Raw genomic sequence first — 15,199 nt, forward strand, 5'->3', positions numbered from 1 at the left:
GACCGGAGACCGAACGCAGAGGGGTGGAAAAGCGCGCCGCCGAACGTTGCATAGATAACGTTCGGCGGCTTTTTTGTGTTTATTGCCCGCTGAGGCGACGCCAGGCTGCAGGTAGGAAGGAGATGATGTCTTCGGCCACTGCGCCGGCCAGGCCAATTTCCTGCGCGGCCAGGTCGCCGGCCAGGCCATGCAGGTACGCACCAGTCAGCGCGGCGTCGAACGGCGACAATCCTTGCGCCAACAGGGCGACGATCGCGCCGGCCAGCACATCGCCGGTGCCCGCGGTCGCCAGGGCCGGATTGGCAAAGGGCAGCACGCGTACGCGGCCATCGGGCGCGGCGATGACGGTAAAGGCGCCCTTCAGCACCACGACCTGATTCCAGGCTTTGGCCTGGCTGGCTGCCAGTCCCCAACGATCAGCCTGCACCGCATCCAACTCCAGTTTGCACAATCGCGCCATTTCGCCGGGATGCGGCGTCAGGATCGAGTTGGCCGGCAACAGTGCGGGCCAATGGTCCTGCTGCGCCAACCAGTTGAGCGCATCGGCATCCACCACCAGGGGCGGCAGGTCGCCGCGCGGGCCGCTTGCCTTGACTTCATCGTTACCGGCGCTGCTGGCGGCGCGCTCAGGTGCCTGCGACGCGAAGCCAATGGCGCTGCGCTGTTTGGTTTTCGGTTCTTCCGGCTGGAAAAAGGCCTTGAGGAACGCGCCGGTCTCTTTTTCGGTGCTGAGGCCAGGCCCGATCAGCAGCGCCTTGTAGCCGGCCAGCTTTTCGTTGATCATGCGCGCGGCGTCGCTGGCTAACACGCCCATGTCGTGCGATAGCGGCAGCCAGGTCACTTCCAGCAGACTGGGGGCCAGGATGCCGTGCAGCGGCCGTGCGACGCCCAGGGTCACCAGGCCTGCGCCCGCGCGTGTCGCGGCTTGGGCAGCCAGCGCGGCCGCGCCGGTGTAGTAAACCGACCCGGCGACGATCAGCGCTTTGCCAAACGTGCCCTTGTGCGCGTTGCGCGGCCGCGGCGGCAGCAGCTCAGCGACCATGGTGGGCGTCACGACTTCCACCTGGATGGCGGCAGCCAGATCGTCGGGGATGCCGATGTCCGCGGCCAGGAGCGTGCCGGTGACCTCGGCGCCGCGGCCCAGGTAGTGCCCGTATTTGGGAAAGCCAAAGGTGACGGTGTAATCGGCGGGCAGGGTGGCTGGGTCCACGGCCCCGGTCGTGCAGTCCAGCCCGCTGGCGCAGTCCACGGCCACGACTTCGATGTTGCTCAACTGCGCTTCGTCGAAGCGATCCAGCTCGGCCAGCGGCTCCGTCAGGTTGAACAAAGCCCCGGCGGCATCCTCGCCCTCATCCTCGACGGGCGGCAGGCTGACCAGCCGCGTCTCCTCGCTGACGGCTTGACGGGTCAGGGCCAGGATGTCGGCCAGATCGCCCTCGATGGGGCGAGCGACGCCGGTGCCGAGCAGGGCATCCACCACCACCAGCGCCTCATCCAGCCAGGCCCGCAGGCGCGCGCGGTCTGCATCAGCCTCTGCGTGCACCAGGGGAATCCCGGCCTCGGTCAGCTTATGGAAGTTGACGTCGCTCTTGGCGCCGGGGCGTTTCCAGGCGTAGACCCGCACTTCCCAGTCCCAGGCCTGCAGCCAGCGCGCGGCCACCAGGCCATCGCCGCCGTTGTTGCCGGGACCGGCCAGGATCAGTACAGGCCCCGCGGCCAGGGGTCCCAGGTGCGTCTCGATGGCTGCGGCCACGGCCTTACCCGCGGCTTCCATCATATCGTCATACGACCACCCCGCGGCGTCGGTTGCCTTCTCCAGGGCGCGCATCTCATCGGTTGTTACAATTTTCATCGCTTACTTACTCCGCGTAGATTCGATCGGGACAATGACAATCATTAAGCGATCGGTAGCCGCCCAGGCGTGCAGAAACATTCCCAGGTCAATCGCCATTGGACCTTGTTCTATAATCGGATCGTGCACCCATATGTGCTCCTGCGTGATCTCAGTCACTACGAGGGCATGAATGGCTTCCTGGTCCCAGTGAGGCAGTGGTGTTGTCAAAACGTGGACGATGCACGGCCGTTCCATACTCAGCATATTTTGTAAGATGGCCTGCGATCCGTCCATCACGTATGCTTCGAATCCCAGGTCAGGCAAGCGCAGCATCACTTGCGCAGGACTGGTGCCACCTGGACGAGTTTTCAATAGCGTTCGCAATTCTGACTCTGATCGCTGGTTGCCGTAGAACGCCAAAACCATACGAACGCATGCGGGCAGGCAACTGTAGAGCAGTTCCTGTTTATAATGCGATACGTGCATAGAGAATCTCAGCCCGTTCCATCAAATCAGCAGCGGTTAACCCATCAGCAAGAAGCACTTCCCCGGTTTCCGTGTTGACAAGCACTTGCCCAACGGTGCCCAGATTGCCTCGCTGCCCAGGCGCGTAGAAAACCGGAACGCGCCAATACATGACGCTGCCAATGGCTAGCTCTGGCTCACCAGCGCAAAGCTGATCACCTGCCTGCATGATCAAGAAACGGTTCGCTTTCTGGCGAGCCACATAAGCTGAGACATTCAGCGTGGTCTGTACCTCGATCTTCACAGACACTTGGCTCACGGTTGGAACCTGTGTCATAGTTAGCGTTGCCTGCAGTGCCATGTCGCACCTCCAAGTTGGATTCTACCACACCGCACGCGCTTGGGCAACCTTGCGTTGGCGAGCTACCCATGAATGGGCGCACGAATACGTGAATCACGATTTCATCTTGCCGCCCAGGGAATCTTGGCGGTTTGCCCGTAATCCTGGTAAAATCATGGAATGAACATGAACAGGGCCATTCCGATCGTAGCGATGATGTGCCTGCTCCTTTCGGCCTGCCTGCAAGGCCGCGCGCAACCAAACGCCAACAGGTCTGTACTCCCCTCTGCAACCGCGACCTACCCGCCATTGGCTGTAGAGACGCTGAAGAATGCAACTTATCACAGCACCAGCCTGCCAGGAAATTTCCAACTCGTCAATGGCTTATACCAGTTGCCACCATTGCCGGGAGAGTCACAAGACGATTACTTCATCAGGCTGGTGGATCCAATAGCATTCGGGGATCTGAACAACGATGGCTGGCCCGATGCGGCGGTTATTTTGAAGAGTCGTGCTGGCGGCGCCGGCGTATTTTCAGATCTGGCTGCGGTTCTCAACCAAAACGGTAAGCCCTTGAACATTGCCACGGTGGATTTGGGCGACCGGGTGTTGGTCAATTCAGCCGTTATCCAGGATGGCGAGATTGTTCTCGACATGATGATACACGGACCGAACGAGGGTCTGTGTTGCGCCAGCCTAAGAGCCACATGGAAATTCAAACTCTCCGGAAGTAATCTTGTGCAACTACCCGGCCCATAATTCCGGCCAACGACGCTCACCATGACGACGCAACCATCGAGGCGCACGAAATTATCGCGCCGCGTCCGCACACTCCTCCCACTCCTCCTGGTCATTCTGCTGACCCTGCCGGCCTTGCAGCCCCTGTGGCAGCCTGGCCTGCAGCAGACCGACGACGGCGCGCATCACCTCTTTCGCCTCTTCAACCTTGACCTGGCGCAGCGCAGCGGCTACCTCGGCACGCGCTGGCTGGCCGACGAAGGCTTCGGCTACGGCTTTCCCGTGCTCAATTTCTACGCGCCGCTTGGCTATTATGCGGGGCTCATCTTCCACCGCCTGGGCGCCGGCTTGGCCAGCACCCTGGAATGGACGCTGGCTGCGGGCCTGCTGCTGGCCGCCCTGGCGATGTACGCCCTGGCGGCGGAGCTTTTCAACCCCTGGGCCGGCGTGCTGGCCGCAGCCGTCTACACCTGGGCGCCCTATCACCTGGCCGACGCGTGGACGCGCGGCGCGCTGGGCGAGCACCTGGCTTTTGTCTGGCTGCCGCTGCTCCTGCTGGCGCTGGCAAAAATCGGAGACCAGAGATTGGAGATCGGAGACCGGGGATCGAGTCGGGGGTGGTGGGCTGTGGGGTGGGGCGGGGTCAGCCTGGCGGGGTTGATTCTGACGCACAATCTGACGCTGATCCTGGCGGCGCCTGTGCTGCTGGGGTGGGGGGCGCTGCTGCTGGCGTTCAAGTCGCCCACCGCCAGCGCGCGCGTGACCGCCGCGGCGCAGATGGCGGCCCTGGTCATGTTGGGCGTGCTGCTCAGCGCGGCCTTCTGGCTGCCAGCCCTGGGCGAAGTCAAGGAGGTGCTGGCCGGCCAGGTGACGCTCGATTTCGACGCCTGGGCCGCGGCCGAGCTGGCGCCGGTTGCGCGCCTGGTCGAGGCGCGCTGGGATCACCTCTACACCCTGGCGCAGCAGCCGCCGGCGCTGCACGCGCTGCCGCTGGCGCAGGCCATCGTCATGCTGGCCGGACTGACTGCGGGGGTCTGGCGCTGGCGCCGCCTCAGCCGCAGCCAACGCCTCCTGCTGGCGCTGAGCGTGGGGTTGGCCCTGTTTGCGCTCTTCATGCAGACGACCTGGTCGCGCCCGCTCTGGCGCAGCGTGCCTGGCCTGCTCCTGCTGCAGTTCCCCTGGCGCTGGCAAACGTTGGGCGTGCTGACCGCGGCTCTGCTGGCGGCCTATCTCGCGGGCGACCGAGGCTTCGTCGTGAGCCTTCAGCCGAACGGTCACAGCCACGAGCGTGCAGCCTCCCTGCGCAGGCTTGCACCCCTGCTCGTCGTCCTGGCCCTCCTGATGCCTGCGGCGCTGGCGCGCCTGCCCTGGGAGCCGGCCGTCGCCCCCACCACCGACACGCCGCTGACCGACGCCAACGTCAACCGCGCCACGCTGGCGCTCTACGATTTTGGCCGCGGGCTGTGGCTGCGTGAGCACGGCAACGCCTGGATGTTCGAGTATATGCCGGTGTGGGCCTTGCCCCGGCGCAGCGATTTCTTCGTCTCTGCCGGGCCGGCCGCGGCCACACCGCCCTTGACCGGCGTGCAGGCGACGCCCGGACGGCAGACGCCGCTGGAACACCGTTTCCAGGTCAACAGCCCCACGGCGTGGACGCTGCAGCTGCATCAGTTCTACTTCCCCGGCTGGCAGGCGCTGGTGGACGGCCAGCCCGCGGCCGTGCAGCCGACCGGACCGCTGGCGCTGGTGGGCGTTGACCTGCCCGCCGGCCGCCATGACGTGCTCCTGCGCTTTGGCCTGACGCCCCTGCGCCGCGCGGGCTGGGCCATCACCCTGCTCGGCCTGGCGCTGACCGCGGCGCTGCTCTGGCGGATGCGTCCCTGGCCGCGGCCGGCGTCCATCGTCGCGGCCGGCCTGCTGGGCCTGGCGCTCCTGGGCGGCGGTCTGACGCTGGCCGCACGCTGGACGCAGCCTGCGGATGGAACACCCACAGCCGTGCACGCGCAGTTCGGCGACGAGATGGCGCTGATCGGCTTCACTGCCCCGCCGGCCCAGGCGCAGTCGGGGCAAGAGGTGACGCTCACCTGGCTGGCGCTGCGGCGGCCGACTCGCGACTTCAAGGTCTTCGTGCACCTGGTGGACAGCCAGGGGGTGACGTGGGCGCAGCACGACGGCGAGCCTGGTTTCTTCTTCTCCCCCACCACACGCTGGCAAGCGGGCGAGATCGTGGAGGATCATCATCCGCTCGATTTTGTCGCCTCGCCGCCCCCCGGCCGCTACCAACTGCGCGTGGGGCTGTACGACGGCGCCAGCGGCCAGCGCCTGCCCGTCAGCAGCGGGGGAGATGAGGTTGTGCTGGCGGAGCTGGAGTTGGGGAGGTGATTGGAGACCGGAGACCGGAGATTGGAGACCGGAGACCGGAGATTGGAGACCGGAGATTGGAGATTGGAGATTGGAGACCGGAGATCAATCGCCTTCCACGCACCCGATCTCTGATCTCTGATCTCTGATCTCTTTTCTTTGCGCAGAAGCGCGTGACAGGGTAAAATGGATGCAGACATGACGCGTATCCGTTGACCCTGCGGAGGAAATCGTGCTCAAATCGCCGTTCACTGCAGCCGCGCCGCGCACGGCCGCGCCGCGGCTCTTCGTCGGTCGCGATGCGGAAATTCCACAGCTCGCACGCGCGTTCGAGGCCGGGCAGAGCATCGTCCTCTGGGGCGTCGGCGGCATCGGCAAGACCGCACTCGCACACCAGATCATCGCCCGCCAGGGCTGGCGCTTCGGCGACCCGCCTGCGATCGCCTTCCACTCGTGCGAAAACGGCCTGGGGGTGGATGCCCTGCTCGACAGCCTGCCCAGCCAGCTTCCTTTTGCGCCCACGGGGCAGGGCCTGCCGCCGGACGAACGCCGCGCTGCCGTGCTGGCCAGCCTGGTGGGCCGCCGCGTCCTGCTCGTGGTGGACAACTTCGAGACCGCGGCCGACCGCGAGACCTTCCTTGATTTCCTGGCCGCGCTGCCCGGCGGCTGCCTGGCGCTGATCACCACGCGTGAGGCGGTGCGCTGCCCCGGCTGGCTGCTGCTCGAACTGAAGCCGCTGGCGGACCCCGCCGCGGCGCGCCTGTTGGCCGCGCACTTGCCCAATCCCCAGACCCTTGTGGAGCAGGCCGCGGGCGCGCAAGCCCTGCTGCAGCAGACCGCCGGCCATCCGCTGGCAATCGAGCTGGCCGCGGCCTTGACCCGCGACTGGCCTGACCTGGCTGCGCTGGCCGCGGCCCTGGCCTCGCGGCGCGCGCAGCTGGCCGACGCCGCGCTCCACGGCGTGCCGGAGCGTCTGCGCAGCCTGGAAGCGTCCCTCACCCTCTCCTTCGACCGCCTGCCGCCGGCCGGCCAGCAGGCGCTGACCGCGCTGGCCGTGTTTTACACCCCTTTCAGCGACGCCGGCGCCGCCGCGGTAACGGATCTGGCGCCGGCCGCGTGGCGCCAGACGCGTGACCTGCTGCGCACGCGCAGCCTGCTCTACCAGGATGGGGAACAGAACCGGTTCCACCCCCTGGTGCGTGACTTTGGCCTGGCGCGGCTGGCCGACCCTGCGCCGGCGCAGCGCCGCGCGGCTGAGTTCCTGACGGATCGTTGGCAGGGCGGTGAGCCGGTGACGCCGCAGGAAGTGCTGGCTGTGCCGCGGCATTGGCTGGCGGCGGGCGATTGGCGCGCGGCGGCCAGCGCCGCAGCCTATCTGACAGGGGGTCACGACCACAGCCTCGATAGGCGCGGCTATTGGAATGAGATTGCAGTGGTTTTGCGCATAGTCGTCGAGCTGTCGCCGGCTGGTGAAGCAGAGACGGTTGTGGATTTGTGGAATTGTCTTTCCAATGTTTTGCGGCTGGCGGGAGACTATACGAATGCCCTCGCCAGCGCGCAGCGCGGACTCGCGGTGGCGCGCCAGGTGGGCGACCGGCTGGGCGAGGCCAACGTGCTCAAGGCCATCGGCGACGTGCAGCAATTTCGTAAAGAAATGGCGGGAGCGTTGGCGTCGTACGGGCAGGCGCTCGAGCTGTACCGCCAGGTGGGCGACCGGCTGGGCGAGGCCAACGTGCTGAGGGCCATCGGCGACGTGCAAGCACCCTGCCGACATGGCGGAGCGTTGGCGTCGTACGGGCAGGCGCTCGGTTCGTACCGCCGGTGGGCGACCGGCTGGGCGAGGCCAACGTGCTCAAGGCCATCGGCGACGTGCAGCAATTTCGTGACGACCGCGCGGAGCGTTGGCGTCGTACGGGCAGGCGCTCGAGCTGTACCGCCAGGTGGGCTCGGCTGGCGATGGGCCAACGTGCTCCAGGCCATCGGCGACGTGCAGCAATTTCGTGCCGACATGGCGGGAGCGTTGGCGTCGTACGGGCAGGCGCTCGGTTTCGTACCGCCGGTGGGCGACCGGCTTCGGGCAGGCCAACGTGCTCAAGGCCATCGGCGACGTGCAGCAATTTCGTAAAGAAATGGCGGGAGCGTTGGCGTCGTACGGGCAGGCGCTCGGTTCGTACCGCCAGTGGGCGACCGGCTGGGCAGACCAACGTGCTCCAGGCCATCGGCGACGTGCAGCAATTCTCGTGCCGACATGGCGGGAGCGTTGGCGTCGTACGGGCAGGCGCTCGACCTGTTCCGCCAGGTGGCTTGCCGCTGAGCGAGGCCAACGTGCTCCAGGCCATCGGCGACGTGCAGCAATTCGTGACGACCGCGCGGAGCGTGGCGTCGTACGGGCAGGCGCTCGGTTCGTACCGCCAGGTGGAAACCTGGCCGGGCGAGGCCAACGCTCCAGGCCATCGGCGACGTAGCAGCAATTTCCCGCCGACATGGCGGGAGCGTTGGCGTCGTACGGGCAGGCGCTCGGTTTCGTTCCGCCAGGTGGGATCCCGGCTGGGCGAGGCCAACGTGCTGTGGGCCATCGGCGACGTGCAGCAATTTCGTAAAGAAATGGCGGGAGCGTTGGCGTCGTACGGGCAGGCGCTCGAGCGTTCCGCCGGTGGAACGGCTGGGCGAGGCCAACGTGTCCAGGCCATCGGCGACGTGCAGCAATTTCGTGCCGACATGGCGGGAGCGTTGGCGTCGTACGGGCAGGCGCTCGAGCCTGTACCGCCAGTGGGCGACCGGCTGGGCGAGGCCAACGTGCCTCGGCCATCGGCGACGTGCAGCAATTTCGTGACGACCGCGGGAGCGTTGGCGTCGTACGGGCAGGCGCTCGATTGTACCCGCCAGTGGGCGACCGGCTGGGCGAGGCCAACGTGCTGAGGGCCATCGGCGACGTGCAGCAATTTCGTGCCGACATGGCGGGAGCGTTACGTCGTACGGGCAGGCGCTCATTTCGTACCGCCAGGTGGGCGACCGGCTAGCGAGGCCAACGCTCAAGGCCATCGGCGACGCAGCAATTCTCGTAAAGAAATGGCGGGAGCGTTGGCGTCGTACGGGCAGGCGCTCGACTGTACCGCCATGGGCGACCGGCTGGGCGAGGCCAACGTGCTCCAGGCCATCGGCGACTGCAGCAATTTCGTGCCGAATGGCGGGAGCGTTGTCGTACGGGCAGGCGCTGACCTGTTCCGCCAGGTGGGCTCGGGCAGCGAGGCCAACGTGCTCCAGGCCATCGGCGACGTGCAGCAATTTGTGACGATACCGGGAGCGTTGGCGTCACGGGCAGGCGCTCGGTTTCGTACCCGCCGGTGGAAATCGTTGGCGAGGCCAACGTTCCAGGCCATCGGCGACGTGCAGCAATTGTGCCGACATGGCGGGGAGCGTTGGCGTCGTACGGGCGGCGCTCGGTTTCGTTCCGCCAGGTGGGATCCTGCTGGGCGAGGCCAACGTGCTGTGGGCCATCGGCGACGTGCAGCAATTTCGTGCCGACATGGCGGGAGGTTGGCGTCGTACGGCAGGCGCTCGGTTCGTTCCGCCAGGTGGGCCCGGCTGGGCGAGGCCAACGTGCTCCAGGCCATCGGCGACGCAGCACTCTGCGGCCGACATGGCGGGAGCGTTGGCGTCGTACGGGCAGGCGCTCGAGCTGTACCGCCAGGTGGGCGACCGGCTGGGCGAGGCCAACGTGCTCAAGGCCATCGGCGACGTGCAGCAATTTCGTGACGACCGCGCGGGAGCGTTGGCGTCGTACGGGCAGGCGCTCGAGCTGTACCGCCAGGTGGGCGCCCGGCTGGGCGAGGCCAACGTGCTTGCTGTGATGGGGCAACTAGAGCTGATTCGCGGTCAATCCACGCAAGCCAAAATTTTACTACACGAAGCTGTTCAAATTTACGAGGCGATTGGCTCGCGCTATTCGATTGCAGCGCAAATTGGCAACTACGGCTGGACGCTCCGCCGCATTGGTCAGGCGGAACAGGCGCGCCCCTATTTGCTGCAAGCAGCTACGTTGTTTGAAGAAATGGGACTTGCAGACTATGCGCAGCGTCATCGGCAGGCCGCTGAGAGGGGGGACAAGCCGGCGCAGTGAAGAGAAATCAGGACTTTGCGTTCTTGGCATCTCCGCGGTTCGGTCACGCTTCCAGCGTGACAGCGCCGTCCTGGCCGGTTCACCTCCCGAACACGTTCGGGACTCCCGGTCCACTCGCTTTTGCATCCAGGGTTGTGCGTGAAGCGCACGGACAACGATCCTATCAATCCTGTTAATCCTGTGAATCCTGTCGAGATTCCTGGCAGTCTACGTAGTGACGGAGTTTCCACCATGCCACCGACACGCGCATCGTCCAAACCACCCCATCACCTCACCTTGCACCTGGCCGCCGACGGGAGGTTCACCCTGGCCAGCCACAGCCGCCTGGGCGGCGATGCGCCGCGCCAGCCGCATCCCCAGCCGCTGCCCTTCGACCCGGCCGCGCTCGCGGCCATCATCGCCAGCCTCGATCCGGCCACAGCCGGGGTTGCGGCCCTGGATCCGGCCGTGCTGACCGCGCTGGGCCGCGCCGGTCTGCTCGACTCCGCCGGCCGGCCGCGCGCCGACCTGGCGGCCGAGGTGGGCCGGCGTCTCTGGCAAAGTTTGCTCAGCGACAGCGAGGTCGCGGGCCTGCTGCGCACCGATCTGGCGAACGCGCAGGCCGCGGGCGAGCCGCTGCCCCTGATCCTCACCACCGGCCCCAACGATACACCCCTGGCCGCGCTGCCCTGGGAACTGCTGCACGATGACGACGCGTTCTTGCTGCCGCCGGCCCAGGTTGCCATCACGCGCCATATCAGCTTTGCGCGCCCTACGCCCGTCCTGCGCGTCAGGCCGCCGCTGCGCATCCTCCTGATCGAGGCGCGGCCGGTGGGTGTGCCGCCCCTGCCGCCCGGCCAGGAAGCGACCCAGTTGGCTGTCGCCCTCGCCCCGCTGATGGAGGCTGGTCTGGTCGTCCTGGAGCGGTTGACGCCGCCCACGGCCAAACGCCTGGCCGACCGCCTGGCCGATGCCGATAATGTGCAGATCATCCACTTCGACGGTCACGGCGGCTTTGGCGCGCTGCCGGCCTTCGCCGCCGCGGGCGCCAGCGGTCGCGGCAGCTTCCTCGTCTTCGAGAACGACTTCTGCGAGCCGGACCCGGTGGATGCCGGGCGGCTGGCCGCGGCGCTCAACGGCCGCCAGGTGCGCCTGCTCTACGCCAGCGCCTGCCAGACCGCGCAGGCCGGCGCGGACTCTCTCTTCACCGGCCTGGGGCCAGGTCTGCTCCTCGCCGGCATCCCGGCCGTCGTTGCGATGCAGTTCAGCGTCAGCGTGGCGGCCGCGCTGGCCTTCATGCAGCGCTTCTACCGCTCGCTGGCCCAGGGCAAGGCCCTGGCGACCTGCCTGGCCGATGGCCGCCGCGTGCTCTTCGATCCGCAGCATGGTCTGGCCTGGGCCACCCCGGTGCTCTACCTGCGCGACCAGGACGGCGACGGCCAGCTCTTCCGGCTCACGGCCTAACCCGGACAAGGCGGAATCACAGGCTTCAACGCCAAGACGCCAGGATGCCAGGATGCAAAGACGCTCAGAAAAGCCTTTGCGGCTTTGCGCTAGAGTTTCTTGGCCACGGCGCCAAGATGCAAAGACGCTCAGAAGACGCTTTGCGGCTTTGAGTCTTAGCGGCTTTGCGCTAGAGTTTCTTGGCCACGGCGCCAAGATGCAAAGACGCTCAGCAAACGCTTTGCGGCCTTGAATCCCTGCGGCTTTGCGTTAGAATTTATTGCTCGCTGATAACAGCTAAATCCTGTCTATCCTGTGCATCCATGTTTGCTTTTTCAACTGTAAAGGAAAGCCGATGGCCGATCAACCGCATCGCCCCTGGCCCGCGCCGACGCGGCCCTGGGTGCAGCGCCAAACCTGGCGCGATCTGCTCTTTGCGCACTGGCCCCTGCCGCCCGCCCTGCTTGCGGACCGCATCCCGCGCGGCCTGCGCCTGGACACCTTCGACGGCCAGGCATGGATTGCCGTCGTGCCCTTCCGCATGACCGGCATCCGCTTCCGCGGCCAGCCCGCCTGGCCTTACCTGTCGGCCTTCCCGGAGCTCAATGTGCGCACCTACGTCAGCGATGGGCAGAAGCCAGGCGTCTGGTTCCTCAGCCTGGACGCGGCGCGCCTGACCGCGGTCTGGTTTGCGCGCTGGCGCTTCAACCTGCCCTACTTTCACGCGGCCATGCGCTGCCAGCCCCAGGGCGACGCCATCCATTACCAGAGCGAGCGCTGTCACCGCGGCGCGCCGGCCGCCGGCCTGACCGCGACCTACGGGCCGACCTCGACCGTCTTCCGCGCCGCGCCGGGCAGCCTGGCGCACTGGCTGACCGAACGCTACTGCCTGTACAGTGCAGACCGCCGCGGCCGCCTCTTTCGGGGCGAGATCAACCACGCGCCGTGGCCCCTGCAAGAGGCGCAGGCGACCTTCAGCCGCAATACGATGGTTGCGGCGCAGGGACTTGTTTTGCCAGAGACGCCGCCTGTGCTACACTTCGCTCGCCGGCTCGATGTCGTCGTTTGGGGCATCGAACCGATCTGATCCCGACGCTGGCTGTGGCGTCCTCGACGAGTCGAGGGTCGGCCTGGCAAAGACCCGAGCGCTCCTGGAGCGCCGTTCTTCTTCCGATTCTGCGCGTGAGGCGCATGGAAACAATGCTCATGGGATGGATCGTTCTGGCGGCCTGGATCGGCCTGGGCCTTTGGTTGCGCGGCCAGCGGCCGACCTGGCGCGGCCCCTGGTGGGGGATCAGCCTGCTGGCCCTGGCGACGACCGCCTTCTTCTGGCAGCAGCTCAGCGGCGTGGCCTACACCCCGGCCGACGGCGGCGACCTGGCGTCGTTTCTCTACCCGATCTACGCCTTTGCGCAGCGCGTCCTGCACAGCGGGCATCTGCCGCTGTGGAATCCGCACCTCTACCTGGGCGCGCCGCATGTCGCCGATGTGCAGGCCGGCTGGCTCTATCCGCCCACTTTGCTCACGCTGCTCGTGACCTCCACCGTGAGCTACCGCCACCTGGAACTGCTGAGCATCGGCCACTTCTTCTGGGCCGGCGCGGGCATGTTCTTCCTGCTGCGCAGACTGCTGGCGCGCCCGGACGCCGCGGACGCGGCCGGGAGCGTCGCCTGGTGGGCGGCGCTGGCCGGCAGCCTGGCCTTCATGTTCTCCGACCCGCTGCTGACCCACTTTGGCAACTATAACCTGCTGGCCACAGCCAGTTGGCTGCCGTGGGTGCTGTGGGCTTTCGGTCGCCGCTCAGACGGGCGCGCCGCGCTGCTGGCCGGGTTGTTCCTGGGCTTCGCGGCCCTGGCCGGGCATCCACAGACCATCCTGACGATGGCGCTGGCGTTGGCCGTCCTGACCGTGGTGGACATCTACTCCACGCCTGCACCGCGACTGGCGTCGGCGCTGGGAATGAGCGGGCGGCTGCTGTTCACGTTGGGGCTGGCTTTCCTGCTGGCCGCGCCGGTGCTGCTGCCCGCGGCCCTGCACACGCCGTTCACCCAACGGGCGGCCTTCAGCTACGGCGAGGCGTCGCAGTATTCGCTGTCGCCCGCGCAGTGGATCGGCCTGGTCGTCCCGGCCTTCTTCGGCCGCGGGCCGCAGTTGCACTGGGGGCCGTGGGATCGCGTCGAAGTCGGCTACCTCGGCATCTTGCCGCTGGCCCTGGCGCTGCTTGCCGTCCTCCTGCACCCCAATCGCCGCGCCTGGCGCTGGCTGACCCTGGCCGGCGTGGGCATGGCCCTGGCGCTCGGCTTCTACTCCCTGCCGCATGGCTGGCTGACGCTGCTGCCTGGCTTCGCGCAGCTGCGCGCGCCCGCGCGTCTCCTCCTGCTGACCGATCTCGGTCTGGCTGTGCTGGCCGCGTACGGGCTGCAAGGCCTGCTGGACGCCTGGGATGAGCGCGCGGCCGCAGCCGTGGCGCAGGTTTGGCGTCTGCTCAAAGGTGCGACCGCCGCCGTCCTCGCCATCGGCCTGCCCTTGAGCTACCTGGCCCTGCTGTTGACGCAGGATCGGGAGCAGACGGTCTTCATCCGCGTCGCGGTGACGACGATCGGCGTCGCCACGCTGGCCGCGCTCCTGCTGGCGACGCTCGCCATCTTCCACGGCCGGCGGGCGGTCTGGGCGCGGCCCGCCACCCTGGGCGCGCTCGCCTGTCTGCTCATCCTCCTCGACCTGGGCAGCCCTGGCGCGTACCTCGACAGCAGCCTGAAGAACCCGACCTCGGCGTACCAACAGCCGGAGATTGTCGAGTTCTTGCGCCAGCAGCCTGGCGCCTGGCGCCTGGACGCACGCACCGACATTGATCAGCTTTGGCTGCCGAACACGGCGCTGGTGGCCGGTCTCGACGATATTTGGGGCATCGTCAATCCGCTCGTGCTGGCCGACGTGGCGCGCTACTGGGAGGGCATCGGTGCGGCCGGGCGCTCCAGTCCGCTGTACGACTTCCTCAACGCGCAGTTCGTGGTGGCGCGCAAGGATGTGACGCTGGATTGGGACAAATTCGAGAGGGTTTTCGACAGCCCGGGCGAGCTGGCCGTTTTCCGCAATCGCCGTGCGCTGCCGCGAGCCAGCGTGGCGCAGGATGCGATCGTGGTCAATGACCAGGACGCGGCCTGGCAGGCGATTCATGCCGCCGATTTTGACCCGTCCCGACAGGTGGTGGTGGAAGGGGGCGAGGCGTTGCGCGGCGGCGTGGGCGCCGCGGCAGCCGTGACAACGGTGGCCAACGGCCTGGATGTGGACGTGCAGACCCGCGCGCCGGCCTATCTCGTCATCAGCCAGCCGTTCTACCCTGGCTGGCAAGCGACCGATCAGGCTGGCCGCGCCTTGACGATTCGCCGCGCCAACTATGCCTTTCAAGCCGTCGCGATCAGCGCCGACACCACGATCGTTCACTTGCGTTTTCGGCCGGCTTCCTGGGCCTGGGGGCTGATTCTGAGCGCCGCGGGGCTGCTCAGCGTGCTTGCGGGCCTTTGGCGTCGCGTGTCGGTCAAAACAACACCACCCCGGTATGTCACGCCAGCGGCGTGACGACGCCCTCCACCGCGGAGCTCGCTTCCCTCAACCGGCGTCGTCCGGCCAGGAGGCCGTATCTACGAAGATAGCGCACTTTTATCGTAGGTCACGCCTCCGGCGTGACAACGCCCTCCACCGCGGAGCTCGCTTCCCTCAACCGGCGTCGTCCGGCCAGGAGGCCGTATCTACGAAGATAGCGCACTTTTATCGTAGGTCACGCCTCCGGCGTGACGATGTCCGCGGCGGCAGATCCTGCTTCTGTCGCGGTACAACCCTCGCAGGGAACCGTGGACATCGCAGCGTTGATGTGTGAGGGCGTCGTGTGCCTCTGAGATCGTCATCTGGCCGCAGCCCT

At 67.0% G+C, this 15,199-nt stretch carries 11 protein-coding genes; 8 read left to right on the forward strand and 3 right to left on the reverse strand.

Going from position 1 to position 15,199, the window contains the following annotated elements; translation table 11 throughout:
- Positions 1-79: 79 nt before the first annotated feature.
- From ACPQ6D_RS17155 to ACPQ6D_RS17165, 3 genes are read right to left on the reverse strand one after another with little or no spacing between them, the layout of a single operon-like run.
- Positions 80-1,852, reverse strand: a complete 1,773-nt coding sequence (locus ACPQ6D_RS17155) for an NAD(P)H-hydrate dehydratase (RefSeq protein WP_423225571.1) — start codon at positions 1,850-1,852, stop codon at positions 80-82.
- Positions 1,853-1,855: 3 nt separating this feature from the next.
- Positions 1,856-2,320: a cysteine peptidase family C39 domain-containing protein gene (locus ACPQ6D_RS17160; protein ID WP_423225572.1), complete on the reverse strand. Its 465-nt coding sequence runs from the start codon at positions 2,318-2,320 to the stop codon at positions 1,856-1,858.
- Positions 2,301-2,660, reverse strand: coding sequence for a hypothetical protein (locus ACPQ6D_RS17165; RefSeq protein WP_423225573.1), 360 nt, complete (start codon positions 2,658-2,660; stop codon positions 2,301-2,303). Before ACPQ6D_RS17165 ends, ACPQ6D_RS17160 begins: the two co-directional genes overlap by 20 nt.
- A 165-nt stretch (positions 2,661-2,825) precedes the next feature.
- Here ACPQ6D_RS17165 and ACPQ6D_RS17170 point away from each other — a divergent pair, with 165 nt between their 5' ends.
- The 8 genes from ACPQ6D_RS17170 to ACPQ6D_RS17205 all read left to right on the forward strand — a co-directional run bounded on the left by ACPQ6D_RS17170 (position 2,826) and on the right by ACPQ6D_RS17205 (position 14,859).
- On the forward strand, positions 2,826-3,398 hold the full coding sequence (locus tag ACPQ6D_RS17170) for a hypothetical protein (RefSeq protein ID WP_423225574.1): 573 nt from the start codon (positions 2,826-2,828) through the stop codon (positions 3,396-3,398).
- A gap of 21 nt (positions 3,399-3,419) precedes the next feature.
- The gene (locus ACPQ6D_RS17175; protein WP_423225575.1) at positions 3,420-5,759 is read left to right on the forward strand and encodes a hypothetical protein; all 2,340 of its coding nucleotides are present in this window, start codon (positions 3,420-3,422) and stop codon (positions 5,757-5,759) included.
- 211 nt (positions 5,760-5,970) lie between these two features.
- The gene (locus tag ACPQ6D_RS17180; protein ID WP_423225576.1) at positions 5,971-7,863 is read left to right on the forward strand and encodes a tetratricopeptide repeat protein; all 1,893 of its coding nucleotides are present in this window, start codon (positions 5,971-5,973) and stop codon (positions 7,861-7,863) included.
- 80 nt (positions 7,864-7,943) lie between these two features.
- The gene (locus ACPQ6D_RS17185; protein WP_423225577.1) at positions 7,944-8,657 is read left to right on the forward strand and encodes a hypothetical protein; all 714 of its coding nucleotides are present in this window, start codon (positions 7,944-7,946) and stop codon (positions 8,655-8,657) included.
- A 487-nt stretch (positions 8,658-9,144) separates the two neighbouring features.
- Positions 9,145-9,858, forward strand: coding sequence for a tetratricopeptide repeat protein (locus ACPQ6D_RS17190; RefSeq protein ID WP_423225578.1), 714 nt, complete (start codon positions 9,145-9,147; stop codon positions 9,856-9,858).
- 231 nt (positions 9,859-10,089) lie between these two features.
- Entirely contained in the window at positions 10,090-11,301 is a 1,212-nt protein-coding gene (locus ACPQ6D_RS17195) for a CHAT domain-containing protein (RefSeq protein ID WP_423225579.1), read from the forward strand.
- Positions 11,302-11,635: 334 nt separating this feature from the next.
- Positions 11,636-12,367 carry a YqjF family protein gene (locus ACPQ6D_RS17200; protein ID WP_423225580.1) on the forward strand — a complete coding sequence of 244 codons (732 nt, stop codon included), beginning with the start codon at positions 11,636-11,638 and terminating at the stop codon, positions 12,365-12,367.
- 119 nt (positions 12,368-12,486) lie between these two features.
- The gene (locus ACPQ6D_RS17205; RefSeq protein ID WP_423225581.1) at positions 12,487-14,859 is read left to right on the forward strand and encodes a hypothetical protein; all 2,373 of its coding nucleotides are present in this window, start codon (positions 12,487-12,489) and stop codon (positions 14,857-14,859) included.
- Positions 14,860-15,199 lie beyond the last annotated feature (340 nt).

Source organism: Candidatus Amarolinea aalborgensis, assembly GCF_900491745.1.
GTDB lineage: Bacteria > Chloroflexota > Anaerolineae > SSC4 > Amarolineaceae > Amarolinea > Amarolinea aalborgensis.